Origin of the sequence: Pseudonocardia sp. ICBG1142, from assembly GCF_020496255.1 — a bacterium.
Classification (GTDB): domain Bacteria; phylum Actinomycetota; class Actinomycetes; order Mycobacteriales; family Pseudonocardiaceae; genus Pseudonocardia.
In genome coordinates this window covers 2,111,076-2,131,523 of the sequence record NZ_JAHLJC010000030.1, presented here as the reverse complement: position 1 = coordinate 2,131,523, position 20,448 = coordinate 2,111,076, and the positions used below count along the sequence as shown (strand labels likewise).

Here is a 20,448-nt window from a genome sequence, read left to right as displayed (position 1 = left end):
CGGGAACCGGTGCGGCTCGGCGTGACGCCGGCCGCACACGGTGAACCGGGCGGCGGTCCGCGACGTAGGCATCCGGGAGGCACTCGGGGGGCGTCCGGGAACGGACGGGCTCCGGAGCCGGGCCCACCGACCCGGACCCCCACACGGACCCGCCGACACCGACCACCGACACCGACCCACGATCCCGGGAGGCCGCAGCAGTGCCGGACCGAGCAGGCGACCCCGTCTGGGTGGGTGAGCTCGCCCACCACCGCGGCGTGCACGGCAGCGGCCACGGGGCCGGCGACCTCGTCGTCCCGGCGCGGTTCGGCTCGGCCCGGCTGCTGGTCACCGACGGCGGTGTCCCCGTCGGTCAGGCCGTCGTCCCGCTGCACGGGGGCCGGGCGCGCGCCGCGGACCTGGCCCGGGCCGCCGCGGCCGTCGCCGGGCGCGAACCACCGGCCGAGCCCGCGGTGTCGGCCGAGTCGCTGACCGTCGTCGTCGCGACGCGGGGGCGGCCGGAGAGCGTCCGTCGCTGCCTGGCCGCGGTGCTGGCCGGCGACCACCCCGACGTGACCGTGCTCGTCGTCGACAACGACCCGCCCGACGAGCGCACCCGCGAGGTCGTCCGCGACTGCGCGGACCCGCGGGTCCGCTACGTCCGCGAGCCGCGCCGCGGTGTGTCGGTCGGGCGCAACCGCGGCCTCGCCGAGGCCGGCACCGCGGTCGTCGCGTTCACCGACGACGACACCGAGCCCGACCCGCGGTGGGCGTCACGGATCGCCGGGTCCTTCGCCGAGGACCCCGAGCTCGTCGCGCTGAGCGGTCCCGTGCTCGCCGCGCGGCTGGAGACCCCGGAAGAGCGGGCCGCCGACGTCGCGCTGGCCTGGAACAAGGGCTTCCTGCCGCGCCGGTTCCGGCTCGACGACCCACCCGCGGACTCCCCGGTGTTCCCGTTCTCCCCGGGCCTGTTCGGGATCGGCGCCAACCTGGCGGTGCGTGCCGAGCCGGTCCGCGCGCTCGGCGGGTTCGACGAGGCGCTCGGCCCGGGCAGGCCCACCCGGGGCGGCGAGGACATCGAGCTGCTGGTCCGGATCGTGCTCGACGGCGGCACCCTGGCCTACCTGCCGTCGGCGTGGGTGTGGCACCACCACCGGCCGTCGTCGGGGGAGCTGCGCGACCAGATGGGCGGCTACGCGCTCGGGCTGGGCGCGTTCCTGGGCAAGGTGGCGCTGGACCCGCGGGCCCGGCGGCTGGCGGTGCGCCGGTTCCCGGCGGCACTGGGGCGGCTGCGCGACATCGTGCGCCGCGAGTCCGCGGAGCCGAAGCCCGTCGCGCGGGCCCGCCACGAGCAGCACGCCCCGGCCGCTGTCGGTGGGCGCGGGCCGTCGCCGGAGCCGTTCGGTGCCCCGCTCCCGGAGGAGGAGCGCCCGGCGCCGCAGGACGTCGTCGCGCTGCCGAGGGGGGCGGGCGCTCGCAAGCTGCGCGGACTGGTCTCCGGTCCGGCGCTCTACCTGCAGGCCCGCCGGCAGGTGCAGGCCGAGGGCGGGAGCGCTCCGCCGCTGACCGGCCCGGCCCGGCCGCTGCGGCGGCGCTGACCGCGGTCCGGTCCGTCCCTGCTCCGAGCCGGCCGACCGGGACCTCCGCGAACGAGGCACCCGGCGGCGCACCGGGAGCCCGGTCCGGGCAGCCGGAGCCCGGGACCGGCTCAGCCCCGGCCCACCGGCTCGGGGGTGTCCAGCTCGGCGGCGGCCGGTGCGCCGGCGACCCCGACGGCACTGCGGTAGACGTCGCCGAGCCGGGCCGCCCACGGCGCGGCCGCGAACCGGTCGAGGAACCGCCGTCGGGCCCCGGCCCCGAGCCGGGCGCGCAGGTCGGCGTCGCGGGTGAGGCGCACCAGCTCGTCGGCGATCCGGGTGGCGTCGACCGGGGCCAGTAGGCCGGTCTCGCGGGTCACGATCTCCGGGATCCCGCCGACCCGGGTCGCGACGGCCGGGGTGCCGGTGCCGTGACCGAGCAGCAGCATCCGGGGCATCGTGTCGTGCCGGGTGGTGTGCAGCTGCACGTCGGCCGCCCGGAGCAGTGCCACCGGGTCGGTGCTGCGGCGGAAGGCCACCCGGCCGGACAGGGCCTCGTCGGCGGCGACCCGGGACTCCAGCCACGGCCGCAGCGGTCCGTCGCCGCCGAGCACCACGGTGAGCGGCTCGTCCGGCGCGATCCCGGCGACGGCGTCGAGCAGCATGTCCTGCCCCTGGCCCCGGCGCATCGGCGCGACCGAGACGGCGACGACCTCGTGGTCGGCCACGCCGAGCCCGCGCCGCAGGCGCTCCCGCTCCTCGGCCGTGCCCTCGCCCGGGTCGGCGGCGCCGTCCGGGATCACCGACAGGCCCTCGGTGGACCCGGCGGCGCGGCGGTACCAGTCGCGCTGCAGGGCCGACGTCGCGATCGTGCGGGTCATGAACCGCTTGCGCGCCAACGTCTTCGCGGTCCGCCGGAGCTGGTCGCCGCGGTCGGCGGGGTGCTCGTGGATGTGGTGCAGCGTGGACACCGCCGGCACCCGCAGGCGGGCCGCGGCGGCCGAGCCGACGACGTCGGGCCGGGCTCCGTGGGTGTGCACCAGGTCGACGCCGTGCTCCCGGAAGGCGGCGAGCACCTTCAGCACGGCGCGCGGGTCCCACGGTGCGACGTTCAGCTCGACCGGCGGCGCCCCGGCACGGGACAGGAGTTCGGCGACGTCGGAGTGCCCGGACGGGGCCAGCGCGACGACCACGACCCGGAACCCCGCGTCCGGGCCGGCGACGGCGAGGTCGCCGAGCGCGGCCGCGCCGCCGCCGTCGTCGAGCGACTCGACGAGGTGCCCGATCGTCAGGATCCTGCTGGTGCTCTCGCTGGTGGGCACGGTGACGTGGCCTCCCGGGGTGGCGCGTGGGGGTCGGTCGTCGGCGGTCGGCCGGTGACGCGGCCCGGCTCGCCGGCCACTCCGACACTACCGAGTGACGACGGGGCGAGACGGGGTCGCGCGCTGCGCGCATCGGGCGACACCGGACCGGAGGTGCCTGCCGATCGGGGGAGTGCCCGGGCGTGTCCGGGGTCCATTACGGTCATTCCGGTGCGCACGGTTCTCGTGATCGGGATCGGGGCCGGTGACCCCGACCACCTCACCCTCCAGGCGGTCCGCGCCCTGCAACGGGCCGACGTCGTCTTCGTCATCGACAAGGGGCTCGACGGCGGGGGGTCGCAGGACGACCTGCTGGCGCTGCGCACCGAGATCCTGCGCCGGCACCGCCCGGACGGCGGCTACCGGCTGGTCACTGCGCCCGAGGTGGGCCGGGACCGCGGCACCGAGGTCGAGCGCGACGACGAGCGCTACCGCGAGGTCGTCGTCGACTGGCAGGACCGGCGGGCTCGCCTCTACCGCGAGATGCTCGACGCCGAGCTGGCCGACAGCGAGACCGGCGCGTTCCTGGTGTGGGGCGACCCCTCCCTCTACGACGGGACGCTGCGCCTGCTCGACCGGGTCCTGGACGGTGCCGGGGAGCAGTGGGCGGTCGAGTCGGTCGCCGGCATCTCCAGCGTCGCCGCGCTCGCCGCCGCCCACCGGCTGATCCTCAACCGGGTCGGCCGCCCCGTCCTGATCACCACCGGGCGTCGGATCGCCGAGGGGATGCCCGACGACGTCGACGACGTCGTCGTGATGCTCGACGGCCGTACCGCCTTCGCCACGCTGCCGGCCGAGCAGCGTCGTGAGCTGCACATCTACTGGGGTGCCTACCTGGGGACACCCGACGAGCTGCTCGTCGCCGGGCCGCTCGACGAGGTCGCCGACGAGATCCTGAAGGTCCGCGCCGAGGCCCGGGAGCGCAAGGGGTGGATCATGGACACCTACCTGCTGCGCCGGGGTGCCGACGAGCGCTGACCCGCCGCGGGCCGACGACGAGGAGGTCGCATGCGCTACGCCGACGGACCCACCACCGAGGCCACCGCCCGGGTCGCCGCACCGCCACGGGCGGTGTGGGCGCTGGTCACCGACCCGCAGTTCCTGGTGGAGGTGTCCACCGAGATGCAGCGCGCCGAGTGGGTCGACGGCGACCGCCCCGGGCCCGGTGCCCGGCTGCGCGGCGAGCACCGCCACGAGGCCATCGGCGGGTGGAGCACCGTGTCCACGGTGACCGCCTGGGAACCCGAGCGGGTCTTCGAGTGGACCGTCGAGGCCGGTGCCGAGTGCGGCGAGACCGCCGTCTGGCGCTTCGAGCTCACCCCCGACGGCGACGGCACCGTGCTGCGTCAGTGGGCCCGGATGGGCCCCGGGCCGTCCGGGCTCACCGCGGCGATCGAGCGGTGGCCGGACAAGGAGGAGCGGATCGTCGAAGGCCGGCTGCGCGAGTGGCGGGCCGGGATGGAGCGCAACCTCGACGCCGTCCGCGAACGCCTCGGCTAGATCGAGGTCGCGCCGGACCGGGTAGCGGATCGATGTCCGGCTTACTTGACATGAAGTCGAGTAGCCTTGACAATCGTCGATGTGGGACGGACATCGGCGAGGGGACGGCGCAACGCCGTCCGCGCGGCCCGGACGGCGGCCGGCATGACGCAGGCCGAGCTGGCCGAACAGGTCGGCGTGACCCGGCAGACGGTCGTGGCCGTCGAGGCCGGCGACTACGCACCGTCGGTCTACCTGGCCCTGGCCATCGCCCGGTCGCTCGACGGCACCGTCGAGGGGCTGTTCGGGGCCGAGGCGGAGGCCGGCCGGACCGCAGGGAACGCGACCGGGACATCGGAGTGAGGCCGCGCCGAGGCGCGGCGGGGGGAGGACGTGTGATGGGTGACGAGACGAAGCGCGACAGCTGGTTCGTCCGGGCGGCCGCCGCGGTCGGCGACCTGGGCAATCCGTTCTACCGGGAGGAGCGCCGCCGGGACGTCTGGAACGAGGCGTCGGCCGTGGGCTTCCAGCTGATGCTGTGGCTCGGGCTGGCGGCCGCGGGGGCGATGATCTGGATCGGTGGACCGCCGGCGCTGCCCTACGTCCTGGTCGTGATCGGCGTCGTCGGTGTGCCGTCGCTGGTCAGCGGCATCTACGCCGCGAGGCTCGGGGTCCGCGCCACGGAGGGTGCGCGGATGTCCTGGTGGCGCATGGCCCCGGTCCTGGTCCTGTTCCTCGTCATGGCTGCCGGGCTGCTGGTGCGCGGGAGCAGCGACGGGGTCAGCGCCTCGACGGTCTGGGGGGTCGTGGCGGGCGGCGTGGCCGTCGTCGGGCTGATGAGCTGGACGGAGATCCGGGCGCGCCGTCGCGAGTCCACCGCCGACGACGTCGCGGCCTGACGGGCTGATCGACGCGCGGGTGGCGCGGCGCTGTGGTCGGATCGATGCGTGCCCGGCAGCGTCGTCCCCTCCGTCCTCGACACCCTCCTCGACCGCACCCTGGTCCCCGGCTACTCGCGGATCGGCTACCTCCTGCGGCGCCCGGGGTGGAGCGGCGACCGCGCCGACCCACCCCGCGGCGCCCTGGCCGGGCGCGCCGCGCTCGTCACCGGCGCGGGCGGCGGACTGGGCGAGGCGATCGCGACCGGGCTGGTCCGGCTCGGCGCGACGGTGCACCTGCTCGTCCGCTCCCGGGACAAGGGCGTCGCGGCACGGGACCGGATCCTGGCCGCCGTGCCGGGGCTGTCGGCCGACCGGCTGCCGGTGCAGGTCTGCGACCTCGGCGAGCTCGCAGACGTCCGCGCGTTCGCGACCCGGTTCGCCACCGAGGTCGACGCCCTGGACGTGCTGGTGCACAACGCCGGGCTGCTCCCGCCCGGCCGCAGCGAGACCTCCGAGGGCAACGAGCTGACCCTGGCCGTGCACGTCCTCGGGCCGCTGCTGCTGACCCGGCTGCTCACCGACACCCTCGCGGCCGGCGCCGAGCGGTCCGGCAGCGACTCCCGGGTGATCATCATGTCCTCGGGCGGCATGTACGCCCAGCCCCTGCGCGACGACGACCTGCAGTTCCGCACCGGCGACTACGGCGGCACCGCGGCCTACGCCCGCACCAAGCGGATGCAGGTCGTCCTGACCGGGCTGCTCGCCGACGAGCTGGCCCCCCGTCGGGTCACCGTGCACGCACTGCACCCCGGCTGGGCCCGCACCCCGGGCGTCACCGGGTCGCTGCCGCTGTTCGACCGGGTCGTCGGCCCCGTGCTGCGCACCCCGGCCCAGGGTGCGGACACCGCGGTGTGGCTCGCGGCCGCGCCGTCCTCGGCGGTCGGGACCGGCCGGTTCTGGCACGACCGCGCCCCGCGGCCCGAGCACTACCTGTCGCGCACCCGGGAGACCCCCGCCCAGCGCGAGCGGTTCCGCGCCGAGGTGGACCGGCTCACCGGCTGACCCCGGGTGCCTCCAGCAGGGTGCGCGCGGCGCGCGTGACGTGGGCCAGCACCGTGTCCGGCTCGGCCCGCCCGACCGCGCCCTCCGGCAGCAGCGGCTGGACCAGGCTCAGCCCGAGCAGCCAGGTCAGGACCAGCTCCGCGCGCAGCTCGGCCTCGGCCCGGTCGGCGGCGCCGGTGGCCTGCGCGGCGAACGCCTCGGTGAACGCCCCGGCCAGCTCCCTCCGCACGGCCGTGGCCGCCTCCGACGTCCCGGCCGAGCGCACGACGGGCCCGAACAGGTCGCGCTCGGGGCCCTGGCTGCTGTCGAGGACGGACCGCAGCAGCCGGGGCAGGAGGTCCTCGGGCGGGCCGTCGTGCAGCACGGCGAGGGCGCGCTCGGCGGCGACCCGGGCGAACAGGGCGTCCTTGCTGCCGAAGTAGCGGAAGAGCAGCGCCTGGTTCACCCCGGCCCGGTCGGCGATCGCACGGACCGAGGTGCGGTCGTAGCCGTGCTCGGTGAACAGGTCCGCGGCCGCGGCGAGCAGGGCCCTGCGGGTGCTGTCACCGGAACGGGTGGACGGGTCGGCGGTCACGGGGGAGTGCTCCTTCGTACGTGCTGGAGGTGCGGCGCGCCAGGGGCGCGGCGCGGGGGACCGGCGACGGCGGGTCCGGTGTCGGCGACCGTAGCGTCCGGGCGTCGGCGCATGGCGGGAGGCGACGCCGGGTACGCACGGTCGATACCGAACACCCGAGACCGAAGACCACCCGACACACGGCCACACCGAGGAGACCCGCAGGCGATGGCATCCGCTTCAGGTGACGAGAACGAGTTCCAGCCGGAGGCGCCGGACATGGCGTCGGCGATGCAGCTGGACACCGACGAGGCGCTGACCGGGCCGTCGGACACCGACCCGCTGGACTCCGGCTACGTCCCGCCGGACCGCCCCTACGGCGTCGAGGACAACGCGGTGACCGCGGCGGGACAGGAGGAGGGCGAGTCGCACGAGGCGCGCCTGGCCCGGGAGCTGCCCGACGACCTGCCGGAGGGCGACCCGGGCCGCTCCGGTCGGCTGACCGCGGCCACCGACTCCGTCGCGGGTGACCCGGCCGTCGACGGCGCCGGGACCGACGTCGGCATCGACGGGGGCGCGGCCAGCGCCGAGGAGGCCGCCGTGCACGACGTCGACGAGGGCGTCGTGCCGGTGGTCGACGAGTCCCCGGTGGGGGACCCGGAGGTCAGTGACCAGCTTGCCCGCGACGCCGACCACGCCGACGAGGCCGCGGCCGACGCCGAGTGGGACGCCTCGACCGACCCCGAGTGGGCCGGGCAGAACCGCTGAGTGTCCGGGACACCCGGTCGACAAGAGGGCCCCGGTACCGCGTCGTGCGGTCCGGGGCCCTCGTCGTCGGTGGGAGCGTGGGCTCAGGGGGTGGTGGGGCCCGCCGCGCTGCCGGTCAGCCGGGCGATGGCGCCGTCGATGTCGAGGTGGTCGTGCTCCTCGCCGAGGTCGACGATCTCCAGCGTCGAGTCGACGAACTGGGCCAGCAGGTCGCGGTCGACCTCCAGCACGGCGGAGCCGCCGTCGGAGCGGATCTCCAGCTCGACGACGTCGTAGCCGTCGATGCGGCGCGGCGCCATCCGGATGTCACCGATGCCGGTGGGGGTGGTCAGGCCCTCGATCACGAGATCACGCGCGACGAGCCACTCGATCCAGCGGTCGGAGGACCGGCGCACCGAGAAGGAGATCGCGAACGGGTCCGCGGCGCGGTACGCCCATCGGCTCACGATCGGCGACGCCTGCCCGTGCAACACGGTGAAGACGTCCTGCTGGACCGACTCGCTGGCCATCGTGCTCCGCCTCTCCTGGACCCCCCGACCGTCGCGGTCTCGCGACGGCCTCGTACGGAACATCGTCGAACCGGGCCCTGGCGCTGCACTCGACGCCGGGTTTCACCCGTTCGTGCCAACTGTCATTCACCTCACGGTACCCACGGCGCGCACAGGGCGTAACGCGAGGTCGGCTTCCGGCGAGGCGCACCGTCCGGCACGAGGCTCCGGTGACGTCGGGTGCCGGCGCGGGCCGGGCCGTGACCGGCCCCGGCAGTCGGCCCCGGTCGGCCCCGTCGGGTCCGGTCAGCCGCGGTCGACGTGGTCGACCACCCAGATCCCGCCGGTACCGGAGCGGACCGGCTGGGTGAGCCGGATCGTCGCGCGCTGCGGCGTGCGACCGTCGGTGGCGGCGTAGACACCGTTGCCGAGGCGGGTGACGGTCGGGTTCCGGTAGCCGAGCTCGCTGCCGACGAAGGAGAGCGTCACCTCCTCCGGATCGAGCAGCCACGGGTCGCCGCCGGCGTCGGACTGCTGCTGCATCCGCCGCGCGGTCGCCGCGTCGCCCGCGGGCCACATCGGCGACGGCGCCGCGGCCGCCCCCGGGGCCCCGGTCCGGCCCGACCCGCCGCCGTCGGCACCACCGCGCCCGGGCGCGGGGGCCGGGGCGGGGGCGGCCGTCGTGCGCGACGGCTCGGCGGTGCGGCTCGGCGTGGGGGTCGCGGTGGGCGTCGGGGACGGGGTCGGCGTGGCGGTCGGCGACGTCGTCGTCGGGGCCGGCGACGGGGTGCGCCCCGCCGCGGGCAGCTCGCCGTTGCCGCAGCCGGTCAGCAGCAGCACGAGGAGCACCAGCGCGAGCCCCACGAGTACGACGCGGAGCAGCGTCCGCGGTCCGTACCGGCCCACCCGCAGGCGGGACACCGACACGTCGGGGGTCGTCACCTTCGGCAGGTTCGGCACGGTCACGCGGGCACCTTACGATCACCGGCCGGCCCGGGCGGGCCGACCTCGCCGCCACCATCGCGTGATCGAGGTCCTACGGCCCGAGTTCCTGCGGCGGCCCCGTGCGGCGGGCCCATGTGGCGGGGCCGTCGCGACCTGCCGAGCCTGCGGCGGAGTGACTAGGGTCGCGGTACGGCCGCACGGGCGGCCCCGCACGACGGGCCCGGGGCACGGGCCCCCGCACGAGCCCACCGAGGTGCACCCCATGGCGACCGGCAGCCCGGCGACGGAGACGTTCCTCGCCGCCCGCGACTTCCTGCTGACCCACCGCGAGGACTACGACACGGCCTACCGCGACTTCCGCTGGCCGGAGCTCGACGAGTTCAACTTCGCGCTCGACCACTTCGACGTCGTCGCAGCCGACCCCGAGCGGGGCGCCCGGAAGGCCCTGTGGATCGTGGAGCAGGACGGCTCGCAGGCGCACTGGACGTGGGCGGAGCTGTCCGAGCGGTCCAACCGGGTCGCGAACTGGCTGCGCGAGCAGGGCGTCGTCCGCGGCGACCGGGTCGTCCTGATGCTCGGCAACCAGCTGGAGCTGTGGGAGACCCTGCTGGCGGCGATGAAGCTGGGCGCCGTCGTCATCCCCGCAACCACCCTGCTCACCCCGGCCGACCTGCAGGACCGGATCGACCGGGGCCGGGCGCGGCACGTCGTCGTCGGTGCGGGCGACACCGCGAAGTTCGACGGCGTCGACGGCGACTACACCCGCATCGCCGTGCGCGGTGCCGTCGCGGGCTGGCGCGACTACACCGGTGAGGCCTACTCGGCCGCGGCCGAGTTCACCCCGGACGGCGTCACGAAGGCCTCCGACACGCTGCTGCTGTACTTCACCTCGGGCACCACGGCCAAGCCGAAGCTGGTGGAGCACACCCACACGTCCTACCCGGTGGGGCACCTGTCGACGATGTACTGGATCGGGCTCGAGCCCGGCGACGTGCACCTGAACATCTCCTCGCCCGGCTGGGCCAAGCACGCCTGGTCCAACGTGTTCGCGCCGTGGATCGCCGAGGCCACCGTGCTCGTCATGAACTACGCCCGGTTCGACGCCGAGTCCGTCCTGTCGGTGCTGGACTCCTGCGGTGTGACGAGCTTCTGCGCGCCGCCGACGGTGTGGCGGATGCTGATCCAGGCCGACCTGTCCGGGCTGACGACGCCGCCGTCGAAGGTCGTCGGGGCGGGGGAGCCGCTCAACCCCGAGGTCATCGAGCAGGTCGAGAAGGCGTGGGGCCTGCGCATCCGCGACGGGTTCGGCCAGACCGAGTCCTCGGTCCAGATCGGCAACCCGCCCGGGCAGCCGGTCAAGCCGGGCTCGATGGGCAGGCCCATCCCCGGGTTCGTCGTCGCGCTGGTCGACCCGGCCACCGGGAAGGCGGCCGACGAGGGCGAGATCTGCCTGGACCTCGCCCACCGCCCCACCGGGCTGATGGTCGGCTATGCCGACGACCCGGAGCGCAACGCCGAGGCCATGACCGGCGGGTACTACCACACCGGCGACGTCGGCTCCCGTGACGAGGCGGGCTACATCACCTACGTCGGCCGCGCCGACGACGTGTTCAAGGCCAGCGACTACCGGATCAGCCCGTTCGAGCTGGAGAGCGTGCTGATCGAGCACCCGGCCGTCGCCGAGGCGGCGGTCGTGCCGTCCCCGGACCCGGTCCGCCTCGCCGTGCCGAAGGCATACGTGGTGCTCGCGAACGGGCACGAGCCGACCGAGGAGACGGCGTAGGCGATCCTGCGGTTCGCCTACGACAACCTCGCGCCCTACAAGCGGATCCGCAGGCTCGAGTTCTTCGAGCTGCCGAAGACGATCTCCGGCAAGATCCGCCGGGTCGAGCTGCGCGGCCGGGAAGGCGAGATCCACGCCGACCCGGCCGCGACGCCGCCCACCGAGTACACCCTGTAGACCCGGCGGGGCCGGGTCACGCGTCGCCGAAGTGACCCGGCCACTGCTGGTAGGGGATGCGGGTGATCTCCAGGACCTCGCCGAGGCGCGACCACTCGTTGCGGCCCAGGCGGGCCAGCGGGGCGAGCCGGTGGATGTCGGGCAGGGAGTTGCCGCGTTCGTCGGTGACGAACACGCTCTCCTCGATGGCGGCGTGCACGACCCGGCCGATCACGACGGTCGAGTTGCCCAGCTCGATGCTGGCGTGCAGCACGCACTCCAGCGCGACCGGTGACTCGGCGACCCGCGGTGGTGCGACGACCGACGACGCCTCGGCGGTCAGCCCGACCGAGGGGAACTCGCTGATCTCGGCGGGGAAGTCGGTGCCGGTCGCGTTGATCTTCTCGAACATCGGCTCGTTCGCCAGGCAGACGACGAACTCGCGGGTCTCCGAGACGTTGCGCAGCGAGTCCTTCTTCCCGACCGACGTGAACTGGATCATGGGCGGGTCCACGCAGGACACCGTGAAGAACGAGTGCGGGGCGAGGTTGTCGACGCCGTCGGCCGAGCGGGTGGAGACCCAGGCGATCGGCCGGGGGACGACGACGCTGGTCAGGAGCTTGTAGAACGGGCCGCTGCCCAGCTCCTCGGGGACGATGTCCGTGCGCATGCCCCTGATCCTCCCCGGCCCGGCGCCGGACCGCCCACCGCGAGGGTCAGTTCCCCACGCCGAGGGCACCCATGAACGCCGACGGGTAGCGGTCCCCGCGCGCGGAGCCCGCGGGCAGCGCGTCGGTGATCGCGGCGAGGTCCGCCGGGCCCAGGTCGAGGTCGGCGGCGGGCAACGCCTCGGCGAGCCGCTCCCGGGTGCGGGCACCGACGAGCGGGACCACGTCGTCGCCCTGCGCGGCGACCCAGGCGATCACGAGCTGGGCCACGGTGACCCCGCGCTCGGCCGCCAGCGCGCGCAGCGTCTCGACCAGGCCCAGGTTGTGCGTCAGGTTCTCCCCGCTGAAGCGCGGGCTGCGGGTGCGGGCGTCCCCGGGCCTGCCGGGCTCGTAGTGGCCGGAGAGGAGCCCGCGGGCCAGCACGCCGTAGGCGGTGAGGCCGATGCCCAGCTCGCGCAGCGTCGGCAGGACCTCGGCCTCGACGGCGCGGGAGATCAGCGAGTACTCGATCTGCAGGTCGGCGACCGGGTGCACGGCGTGCGCCCGGCGGACGGTGGCGGCGTCGACCTCGGACAGCCCGAGGTGGCGGACGTACCCGGCGTCGATCATCTCGCTGATCGCGCCGACGGTGTCCTCGATCGGGACCTGCGGGTCGAGCCGGGCCGGGCGGTAGACGTCGACGTGGTCGACGCCGAGGCGGGTCAGGGAGTACGCGAGGAAGTTCTTCACCGCGACCGGGCGGCAGTCCTGGGTCAGCGGTGGCAGGCCCGGGCCGCCGAGCCCGCCGAACTTCACCGACAGGACGTAGCCGTCGCGATCGCGCCCGCGCAGCGCCTCGGCGAGCAGCAGCTCGTTGTGGCCCATGCCGTAGAAGTCGCCGGTGTCGATCAGCGTGACGCCGGCGTCGAGCGCGGCGTGCACGGTCGCGACGGCTTCCGCGCGGTCGGCGTGTCCGTAGGAACCGGACATGCTCATGGCGCCCAGGCCGAGAGCGGAGACGGTGGGGCCGGTGGTGCCGAGGGTGCGTGTCTGCATGGGAGCCAGCGTGCGCCGCGTCGGCCCGTAGCGGGAGCGGAGCGTCGATCGTGGGAGCGGCGCTCCCTGGTCGGGCGGCCTGCCCACGGGGACCATCGCAGGGTGCAACGTGAACAGCTCGCGGACTTCCTGCGTCGCCGGCGGGACTCGGTCCGCCCGGCCGAGGTCGGCATCGCGGCGGGGCCGCGCCGGCGGGCCACCGGCCTGCGCCGGGAGGAGGTGGCGATGCTGGCGGGGATGTCGGTCGACTACGTCGTGCGCCTCGAACAGGGGCGCAGCAGCCGGCCGTCGACGCAGCTGCTCGCCGCGCTGGCCCGGGCCCTGTGCCTGACCGACGACGAGCGCGACCACCTCTTCCGACTGGCCGGGCACCGGCCCGCTCCCGGGGAGGGGGTGGCCCGGCTCGCCCGCGCCGGGCTGCTGCGCCTGCTCGACCTGCTGCCGGCCACCCCGGCGATGGTGATCTCCGACCTGGGGGAGGTCCTGGCCCAGAACGCGATGTCACGGGTGCTCGCCGGGGAGCAGACCGGGTTCACCGGCGATGACCGCTACCTCGCCCACCGCTGGTTCACCCGGTCCGACCAGCGCGACGGTCACCCGCCGCAGGAGCAGGTGCGCCACTCCCGCCAGCTCGTCGCGGACCTGCGGGCGGTGGCCGGGCGGCGTGCGGGGGACCCGGTGGTCGACCGGCTCGTCGCGCGGCTGGCCGCGGCCAGCGCCGAGTTCCGCGAGCTGTGGGCCGAGCACGAGGTCGCCGTCCGCCGCGCCGACCGCAAGACGCTGCGGCACCCGCGGGTCGGCGCGCTGGTGATGGACTGCGAGACCCTCGTGACGCCCGACCTCGGCCAGCAGCTGGTCGTGCTCACCCCGGCCGACGACGAGACCCGCGAGCGGCTCGAGCTGCTGCGCGTGCTCGGCGTGCAGGAGTTCCCGACCGGGCCTGCGCCGGACGGACGCCCGGTGGCCTAGTTTCCCCGGCATGGGAACACGGGGCCGCGCGACGGGGCTCGCCACCGGGATCGTCGCCGACGCGCTGCTCGGCGACCCGCGGCGGGGGCACCCGGTCGCCGGGTTCGGTGCCGCCGCCGCCCGGCTGGAGCGCCGGCTGTACCGCGACGCCGTCGCGCCCGGTGCCGCCTACACCGCGCTGCTGGTCGGTGGCACGGTCGCGGCCGGGGCGCTGGCCGAGGCGGTCGCCCGCCGGGCCGGGGGTCGGCGGGCGACGGTCCTGCGGGCCGGGCTGACCGCCGTCGCCACCTGGGCGGTGCTCGGCGGGACCTCGCTGGTGGGGGAGGGCGCCGCGCTGGCCGCGTCGCTCGACGCCGGCGACCTGGACGCCGCACGCGCCCGGATCCCGCACCTGTGCGCGCGTGACCCGGACCTGCTCGACGCCGACGGCATGGCCCGCGCCGGAGCCGAGTCGCTGGCCGAGAACACCTCCGACGCCGTCGTCGGGCCGCTGGTGTGGGGCGCGGTTGCCGGGATCCCGGGGCTGCTCGGCTACCGCGCGGTGAACACCCTCGACGCGATGGTCGGCTACCGCTCCGCCCGGCACGCCCGCTTCGGGTGGGCCTCGGCCCGCCTCGACGACCTGGTCAACCTGGCGCCGGCCCGGGTCACCGCGGTGGTCACCGTGGCCGTCGCGCCGCTGGTGGGGGGCTCGCCGGCGACCGCGCTGCGGACCTGGCGCCGCGACGCCGCGGGGCACCCCAGCCCGAACGCCGGTCCGGTCGAGGCGAGCGCCGCCGGTGCGCTCGGGCTGCGTCTGGGCGGGCCGACGGTCTACGCCCACGGCACCGAGGACCGCCCGTCGCTCGGCGACGGGCACCCGCCCCGGGTCGCCGACCTGCACCGCGTCGCGCGGCTGTCCCGGCTGGTGGCCGGGACAGCCGGGCTGCTCGCCGTCGCGACGGCGGCGGTCCTCGCACGGCGGGATGTACCCACCCGGTCGGCGAGAGTGCATCGGGGGCGGTCGCCGAGCGGGTGAGCGGGTCCGGAGGGAGGGATCGCGGGCGGTCGGTGTGTTCGGGGGGGGGGGGGGGGGGGGGGGGGGGGGGGGCGAATTCGCTTACCCGGTAAGCGAATTCGCAGAAGGACGGCCCTCCGGGACGGCCCTGGTCCGGTGCGCGGGCGGCGCGGGTACGGGTGGGCTCGGCGAGTTCGCTTACCCGGTAAGCGAGTTCGGAGAGTGAGGCCCGCGAGGTGGTGCTGGTCCGGTGCGGGGGGCAGCGCGGGAGACGGGTCGGTCGGGCGGACTCACTGACCGGGTGAGCGCACGGGACTCGCGGGGTGCAGACCTGCCCGCCCGGCGCACCTGGCCGGGGCGGAGTCAGCCGGCGCCCGGACCTGAACCGGCGGCGTCGCGGGCGGTGTCACGGGGGCCGTCGTCGGCGCCGTCGGTGACACGGTCGGTGACACGGCCGTCGGGGGCGGGCTCGTCGCCGAAGCCGTCGCGGCCGGAGAGCTGGTCCCGCAGGCTGCCGGCCGTCTCGCGCTTCCCGTTGCGCTGCAACAGTTCCAGTCGGATGAACAGGCCCAGCGCGATCAGGGCGACGGCGCCGAAGGTCAGCCACTGCAGGGCGTAGGAGAAGTTGCTGAACGGCGCTCCGCCCCCGACCGGCGCGATCGGGATCGGGTCCAGCACGCCCGGCTGACCGGCCTCCAGCACGACGACGCCCTCGACCGGCGTCAGGCCGGTGGCGGCGGCGACCGACCGGGAGTCGGACACGTAGACCTGGCGGGTGCCGTTCTCGACCAGCGGGTGGCGGCCCTGCGGGTCGGTCTCGTCCAGGCGCAGCCTGCCCTCGACGGTCACCAGCCCGGCGGGCGCCGCGGCGTACTCGGGCACGGCGCCCCGGTCCGCGGCCGGGACCGACCCCCGGTTCACCACGACGGTCCGACCGTCGGTGAGCCGCAGCGGCGTCAGCACCTCGAACGCGGGCGCGCCGTCGACGACCCGAAGGCGGACGAGGGTCTCCGCGGCGCGGTCGAAGGAGCCGGTCAGGGTGACCCGGCGCCACTGGTCCTCGACGCCGATCCCGGTGCCCGGCGGCACGAGCGTGTCGAACCCGACGGCGGGGGTCGCGTCGGCGTTGGCGATGGCCCGGCTCTGCGCGGAGCGCTCGGACTCCCGGTCGAACTGCCACGGCGCGAGCAGCGTGTAGCAGGCGACGGCGAAGGCCAGCACCGCGACGACGAACGCGATCCACCCGGGACGCAGCAGGAAACGCACGCCGCCCAGGGTAGCCGCGCCCGCCGACGGTCCCGCCGGGGCGATACTTCGCGCCGTGGTGGTTCAGGGAGCGGTCCTCGTCGCGGGGACGACGTCGGATGCGGGCAAGAGCGCCGTCGTCGCCGGCATCTGCCGGTGGCTGCACCGGCGCGGGGTCTCGGTGGCGCCGTTCAAGGCACAGAACATGAGCAACAACTCGGTCGTCACCCCGGACGGCGGGGAGATCGGGCGGGCGCAGGCGATGCAGGCCTTCGCCTGCGGCATCGCCCCCTCGGTCGATCTGAACCCGGTGCTGCTCAAGCCCGGCGGGGACCGGACCTCGCAGGTCGTGGTGCGCGGCCGTGCCGACGGCCAGGTGTCAGCGCTGTCCTACCGGCACCGGACCGCGGCGCTGTCCGACGTCGTCGCCGACTCCCTGGCCCGGCTGCGCGCCCGCCACGACGTCGTGGTCTGCGAGGGGGCGGGCTCGCCCGCGGAGATCAACCTGCGGGCCACCGACCTCGCCAACATGGGCTTCGCCCGGCGCAACGACCTGCCGGTGCTCGTCGTCGGCGACATCGACCGCGGCGGGGTGCTCGCGCACCTGTTCGGCACCCTCGCCGTGCTCGACCCGGCCGACCAGGCGCTGATCGCCGGCTTCGTGATCAACAAGTTCCGCGGGGACCCCCGCCTGCTCGAACCCGGCCTCGACCGGCTGCGCGAGCTCACCGGTCGGCCGACGCTGGGCGTGCTGCCCTTCGCCGAGGGGCTCTGGCTCGACGCCGAGGACTCGCTCGCCGCCGTCGCCGACGGGGTGCTCGGGCGTCCGGCCCCGCCACTCGGCACCCAGTGGCTGCGGGTCGCGGTCGTCCGGTTCCCGCGGATCTCCAACGCCACCGACGCCGAGGCGCTGGCCTGCGAACCGGGCGTCGCCGTGCGGTACGTGACCGAGCCGTCGCGGCTCGCCGACAGCGACGTCGTCGTCCTGCCCGGGACGAAGGCGACCATCTCGGACCTGGCCTGGCTGCGGTCCTCCGGGATGGCCGACGCGGTGCGCGCGCACGCCGCGTCCGGGCGTCCGGTACTGGGGATCTGCGGGGGCTACCAGATGCTCGGGCACACCGTCGCCGACCCGGACGGGGCCGAGGCGGCCCCCGGCACCTCCGTCGCCGGGCTGGGGTTGCTGGACCTGGAGATCGCCTTCGACCCGGTCAAGCACCTCGGCACCCCCACCGCGACGGCGTGGGGCGAGACCGTCACCGGCTACGAGATCCACCACGGCCGCGTCGTGCGCTCCGGCGACCCCGGCCTGATCGGGGAGGAGGGCAGCGACCGCGGCAACGTCCTGGGCACGCACTGGCACGGCCTCGCCGAGAACGACGGTTTCCGACGGCTGCTACTCACCCGCCTCGCCGACGAGGCAGGGCGGACCGGGTTCCGGGTGGCACAGGACACGTCGTTCGCGGCCGAGCGCACCCGGCAGGTGGATCTGCTGGCCGACCTGGTCGAACGTCACCTGGACACGTCGTCACTTGAACATGTGATCGGACACGGTGCGCCGTCGGACCTCCCTGTGCTGACCTCCGGTCTGGCAGCCTCACCGGCGTGAGCACGAGCACCGCCCCCGCCGCCGGACCTCCCCGTTTCCCGTTCTCCGCCGTCGTCGGCCACGACGACCTGCGGCTGGCGCTGCTGCTCAACGCCGTGCACCCGGGCGTCGGCGGTGTCCTGGTGCGCGGGGAGAAGGGCACTGCGAAGTCCACGGCGGTGCGCGCGCTGGCGGCGCTGCTGCCCTCGCACGACGTCGTCGAGGCCTGCCGGTTCGGCTGCGACCCCGCCGCGCCGGACCCGTCCTGCCCGGACGGCCCGCACCCGGCGGGCGCACCGGGCGGCCGCCGCCCGGCCCGGCTGGTCGAGCTGCCCGTCGGTGCGACCGAGGACCGCCTGGTCGGCTCGCTCGACCTGGAGAAGGCGCTGTCCGAGGGGCGCCGCGCCTACCAGCCCGGCCTGCTCGCCGACGCCCACCGCGGGGTGCTCTACGTCGACGAGGTCAACCTGCTGCACGACCACCTCGTCGACCTGCTGCTCGACGCCGCCGCGATGGGCCGCGCGCACGTCGAGCGCGACGGCGTCTCCGTCTCGCACGCGGCCCGGTTCCTGCTGGTCGGGACGATGAACCCGGAGGAGGGCGAGCTGCGCCCGCAGTTGCTCGACCGGTTCGGGCTGACCGTGGAGGTCCGGGCCAGCCGCGACGTCGACACCCGCGTCGAGGTGACCCGGCGGCGGATGGCGTTCGAGGACGACCCGGCCGGGTTCGTCGCCCGCTTCGCCCCGGACGAGACCGCGACCGCGGCCCGGCTCCGCGCCGCGCAGGCCCGGGTCTCCGCCGTCGCGGTGAGCGACCGGGAGCTGCGGCGGATCGCGTTCGTGTGCGCCCGGTTCGACGTCGACGGCATGCGCGCCGACCTGGTCATCACCCGCGCCGCGGCCGCGCACGCCGCCTGGGAGGGCCGCGACGCGGTGACCGCCGACGACGTGCGCGTCGCCGCCCGGCTCGCGCTGCCGCACCGCCGTCGCCGCGACCCGTTCGACGAGCCCGGCCTGGACCCGGCCGAGCTGGACCGCGCCCTCGCCGACGCCGAGGACCACCTGGGTCCCGAGGACGGCCCGGACCCCGACGACGACCCCGACCACGATCCGGACCCCGGCCCGGGCCCCGGCGACCTGGCCGAGCCGCAGGACGCCCCGGACGGCTCCGGGGCGGGCGAGGAGCCCGACGGGACCGGGGGCACGACCCCCGAGGCGGACGACCCGCGCGGCCCCGCGACCGGGTCCGGCGGGCGCGCCGAGGCCCCCGGCACCGACGGCACGGAGAGCGCCGACGGCGCGACCGACCCGACCGAGGCGACGGAGACGACCGAGGAGACCGGGGCGACGGACCCGGGGGACCGGGAATCCGGGGCCGAGCAGGCACCGGCCGGGGGCGACGGCGGGGAGGGCCGCGCCGTCGTCGTCGGGGAGGCCGCCCGGCTGCTCCGGGCCACGGTCAGGAAGTTCACCGTGCCCGGGCTGGGCGCGGGCGCCCCGGGGCGCCGCTCCCGGGCCCGCACCGACACCGGGCGCGTCGTCCGCCCGTCCGGGGCGGGGACCACCCGCGCCGCGGACCTGCACCTGCCCGCGACCGTGCTCGCCGCGGCCCCGCACCAGGCCGGTCGCGGGCGCCGCGGGCCCGGCCTGCTGGTCCGCCGCGACGACCTGCGCCGCGCCGAGCGGGAGGGCCGCGAGGGCAACCTGGTGCTGTTCGTGGTCGACGCGTCCGGCTCGATGGCCGCGCGCAGGCGGATGACCGCGGTGTCCGGCGCCGTGCTGGGCCTGCTCCGCGACGCCTACCAGCGCCGGGACAAGGTCGGGCTGGTCACCTTCCGGGCCCGGGAGGCGGAGCTGGCTCTGCCCCCGACGTCGTCGGTGCCGACCGCCCAGCAGCGCCTGTCCCGGCTGCGCACCGGCGGGCGGACCCCGCTGGCCGGCGGACTGCTCAAGGCCCGCGCCGTGCTCGACGCCGAGCGCCGCCGGGACCCGCGCCGTCGCCCGCTGGTCGTGCTGCTCACCGACGGGCGGGCCACCGTCGCCGCCCGCGACGGCGGGGACCCCGTCGCCGACTCCCGCCGCGCCGCCGGGCTGCTGGCCGCGGACGAGGTGCACACCGTCGTCGTCGACTGCGAGGCCGGGCACGTGCGCCTGGGGCTCGCCGCGCCGCTCGCCGCCGCCGCGGGCGGCGAGCTGGTGACCCTCGACGAGCTGACCGCCGACAGCGTGGGGGACCTGGTCCGGGCGACCCGGTCCGCGCGCGCCGCCTGACACATCACGCCCGAGAAGGAGGGACCGCCGTGCCGCAGGGACAGGTGTCCGTCACGCCCGCCGACGGGCTCACCACCCGTCAGCGCCGCAACCGGCCGCTGCTGGTGGTGCACACCGGGGTGATGAAGGGGAAGTCGACCGCCGCGTTCGGGATGGCGCTGCGCGGCTGGAACCAGGGCTGGTCGATCGGGGTGTTCCAGTTCGTCAAGTCCGCGAAGTGGAAGGTCGGCGAGGAGGAGGCGTTCCGCGCCCTGGGGGCCGTCCACGAGCAGACCGGGCAGGGCGGGCCCGTGGAGTGGCACAAGATGGGGTCGGGCTGGTCCTGGTCGCGCAAGGCGGGCACCGAGACCGACCACGCCGCCGACGCCGTCGAGGGCTGGGCCGAGATCCGCCGCCGCATCGAGCGCGAGGAGCACCAGGTCTACGTCCTCGACGAGTTCACCTACCCGCTGAAGTGGGGCTGGATCGACGTCGACGAGGTCGTCGGGGTGCTCACCGCCCGGACCGGCCGGCAGCACGTGATCATCACCGGCCGGGACGCCCCGCCCGCCCTGATCGAGGCCGCCGACCTGGTCATGGAGACCACGAAGATCAAGCACCCGATGGACGCCGGGCAGAAGGGCCAGCGGGGGATCGAGTGGTGA

19 protein-coding genes and 1 pseudogene are annotated in these 20,448 nt (G+C 76.0%); 13 read left to right on the top strand and 7 right to left on the bottom strand.

Translation table 11 applies throughout. The features are described from left to right. Positions 1-230 precede the first annotated feature (230 nt). Positions 231-1,577, top strand: coding sequence for a glycosyltransferase family 2 protein (locus tag KPL59_RS24360; RefSeq protein ID WP_226362067.1), 1,347 nt, complete (start codon positions 231-233; stop codon positions 1,575-1,577). A 110-nt stretch (positions 1,578-1,687) separates the two neighbouring features. Here KPL59_RS24360 and KPL59_RS24355 read toward each other — a convergent pair whose 3' ends face one another. Next, positions 1,688-2,878, bottom strand: coding sequence for a glycosyltransferase family 4 protein (locus tag KPL59_RS24355; protein ID WP_226362066.1), 1,191 nt, complete (start codon positions 2,876-2,878; stop codon positions 1,688-1,690). 210 nt (positions 2,879-3,088) lie between these two features. Between KPL59_RS24355 and cobF the strand changes: the two genes are divergently transcribed. The 5 genes from cobF to KPL59_RS24330 all read left to right on the top strand — a co-directional run bounded on the left by cobF (position 3,089) and on the right by KPL59_RS24330 (position 6,339). Continuing rightward, positions 3,089-3,895: a precorrin-6A synthase (deacetylating) gene (gene cobF, locus KPL59_RS24350; protein WP_226352187.1), complete on the top strand. Its 807-nt coding sequence runs from the start codon at positions 3,089-3,091 to the stop codon at positions 3,893-3,895. Positions 3,896-3,925: 30 nt separating this feature from the next. Beyond that, complete coding sequence (locus KPL59_RS24345; protein WP_226352186.1) at positions 3,926-4,417, top strand: SRPBCC family protein; 492 nt, start codon at positions 3,926-3,928, stop codon at positions 4,415-4,417. Between the two features lie 81 nt (positions 4,418-4,498). After that, positions 4,499-4,759, top strand: a complete 261-nt coding sequence (locus tag KPL59_RS24340; protein ID WP_226352185.1) for a helix-turn-helix transcriptional regulator — start codon at positions 4,499-4,501, stop codon at positions 4,757-4,759. Between the two features lie 35 nt (positions 4,760-4,794). After that, a complete protein-coding gene (locus KPL59_RS24335; protein WP_226362065.1) occupies positions 4,795-5,295 on the top strand; it encodes a hypothetical protein in 501 nt (166 codons plus the stop codon). Between the two features lie 48 nt (positions 5,296-5,343). Then, complete coding sequence (locus KPL59_RS24330) at positions 5,344-6,339, top strand: SDR family NAD(P)-dependent oxidoreductase (protein ID WP_075307317.1); 996 nt, start codon at positions 5,344-5,346, stop codon at positions 6,337-6,339. Here the strand turns inward: KPL59_RS24330 and KPL59_RS24325 are convergent. Continuing rightward, positions 6,329-6,913 carry a TetR/AcrR family transcriptional regulator gene (locus tag KPL59_RS24325; RefSeq protein ID WP_226352182.1) on the bottom strand — a complete coding sequence of 195 codons (585 nt, stop codon included), beginning with the start codon at positions 6,911-6,913 and terminating at the stop codon, positions 6,329-6,331. The two genes, KPL59_RS24330 and KPL59_RS24325, sit on opposite strands and share 11 nt — an antisense overlap. 207 nt (positions 6,914-7,120) lie before the next feature. Between KPL59_RS24325 and KPL59_RS24320 the strand changes: the two genes are divergently transcribed. After that, positions 7,121-7,660, top strand: coding sequence for a DUF5709 domain-containing protein (locus KPL59_RS24320; protein WP_193564266.1), 540 nt, complete (start codon positions 7,121-7,123; stop codon positions 7,658-7,660). A gap of 83 nt (positions 7,661-7,743) precedes the next feature. Here KPL59_RS24320 and KPL59_RS24315 read toward each other — a convergent pair whose 3' ends face one another. Further along, positions 7,744-8,169, bottom strand: coding sequence for an SsgA family sporulation/cell division regulator (locus KPL59_RS24315; RefSeq protein ID WP_020625337.1), 426 nt, complete (start codon positions 8,167-8,169; stop codon positions 7,744-7,746). 285 nt (positions 8,170-8,454) lie between these two features. Continuing rightward, positions 8,455-9,114: a hypothetical protein gene (locus KPL59_RS24310; RefSeq protein ID WP_226362064.1), complete on the bottom strand. Its 660-nt coding sequence runs from the start codon at positions 9,112-9,114 to the stop codon at positions 8,455-8,457. A 241-nt stretch (positions 9,115-9,355) separates the two neighbouring features. Between KPL59_RS24310 and KPL59_RS24305 the strand changes: the two are divergent. After that, positions 9,356-11,053 (top strand): annotated as a pseudogene (locus tag KPL59_RS24305) (AMP-binding protein). Between the two features lie 16 nt (positions 11,054-11,069). On the opposite strand, the gene KPL59_RS24300 reads toward KPL59_RS24305, so the two are convergent. Together KPL59_RS24300 and KPL59_RS24295 are read right to left on the bottom strand one after the other, a co-directional pair. Further along, positions 11,070-11,702, bottom strand: a complete 633-nt coding sequence (locus KPL59_RS24300; RefSeq protein ID WP_226362063.1) for a flavin reductase family protein — start codon at positions 11,700-11,702, stop codon at positions 11,070-11,072. A 46-nt stretch (positions 11,703-11,748) separates the two neighbouring features. Continuing rightward, positions 11,749-12,735 (bottom strand): aldo/keto reductase, encoded by a 987-nt coding sequence (locus KPL59_RS24295; protein ID WP_226362062.1) that lies wholly within the window; start codon positions 12,733-12,735, stop codon positions 11,749-11,751. Between the two features lie 102 nt (positions 12,736-12,837). Here KPL59_RS24295 and KPL59_RS24290 point away from each other — a divergent pair, with 102 nt between their 5' ends. Together KPL59_RS24290 and KPL59_RS24285 are read left to right on the top strand one after the other, a co-directional pair. Further along, entirely contained in the window at positions 12,838-13,704 is an 867-nt protein-coding gene (locus tag KPL59_RS24290; RefSeq protein ID WP_226352178.1) for a helix-turn-helix transcriptional regulator, read from the top strand. Between the two features lie 10 nt (positions 13,705-13,714). Continuing rightward, positions 13,715-14,722: a cobalamin biosynthesis protein gene (locus KPL59_RS24285; RefSeq protein ID WP_226352177.1), complete on the top strand. Its 1,008-nt coding sequence runs from the start codon at positions 13,715-13,717 to the stop codon at positions 14,720-14,722. A 342-nt stretch (positions 14,723-15,064) separates the two neighbouring features. Here the strand turns inward: KPL59_RS24285 and KPL59_RS24280 are convergent, their stop codons facing one another. Beyond that, on the bottom strand, positions 15,065-15,967 hold the full coding sequence (locus KPL59_RS24280; protein ID WP_226362061.1) for an SURF1 family protein: 903 nt from the start codon (positions 15,965-15,967) through the stop codon (positions 15,065-15,067). Between the two features lie 58 nt (positions 15,968-16,025). On the opposite strand from KPL59_RS24280, the gene KPL59_RS24275 reads away from it, so the two are divergent. Genes KPL59_RS24275 through cobO form a run of 3 tightly spaced genes read left to right on the top strand, consistent with a single transcriptional unit; the run spans position 16,026 to position 20,448 of the window. Beyond that, on the top strand, positions 16,026-17,555 hold the full coding sequence (locus tag KPL59_RS24275) for a cobyric acid synthase (protein ID WP_226362137.1): 1,530 nt from the start codon (positions 16,026-16,028) through the stop codon (positions 17,553-17,555). Further along, a complete protein-coding gene (locus KPL59_RS24270) occupies positions 17,552-19,804 on the top strand; it encodes a VWA domain-containing protein (protein ID WP_226362060.1) in 2,253 nt (750 codons plus the stop codon). Before KPL59_RS24275 ends, KPL59_RS24270 begins: the two co-directional genes overlap by 4 nt. Positions 19,805-19,833: 29 nt before the next feature. Next, entirely contained in the window at positions 19,834-20,448 is a 615-nt protein-coding gene (cobO, locus tag KPL59_RS24265) for a cob(I)yrinic acid a,c-diamide adenosyltransferase (protein WP_060711477.1), read from the top strand.

Bases quoted from the DNA above. Each gene is read 5' to 3' on its own strand.
- KPL59_RS24285 (WP_226352177.1), top strand. From the start codon at position 13,715: ATGGGAACACGGGGCCGCGCGACGGGGCTCGCCACCGGGATCGTCGCC.
- KPL59_RS24320 (WP_193564266.1), top strand. From the start codon at position 7,121: ATGGCATCCGCTTCAGGTGACGAGAACGAGTTCCAGCCGGAGGCGCCG.
- KPL59_RS24345 (WP_226352186.1), top strand. From the start codon at position 3,926: ATGCGCTACGCCGACGGACCCACCACCGAGGCCACCGCCCGGGTCGCC.
- KPL59_RS24295 (WP_226362062.1), bottom strand. From the start codon at position 12,735: ATGCAGACACGCACCCTCGGCACCACCGGCCCCACCGTCTCCGCTCTC.
- KPL59_RS24335 (WP_226362065.1), top strand. From the start codon at position 4,795: ATGGGTGACGAGACGAAGCGCGACAGCTGGTTCGTCCGGGCGGCCGCC.
- KPL59_RS24300 (WP_226362063.1), bottom strand. From the start codon at position 11,702: ATGCGCACGGACATCGTCCCCGAGGAGCTGGGCAGCGGCCCGTTCTAC.
- KPL59_RS24315 (WP_020625337.1), bottom strand. From the start codon at position 8,169: ATGGCCAGCGAGTCGGTCCAGCAGGACGTCTTCACCGTGTTGCACGGG.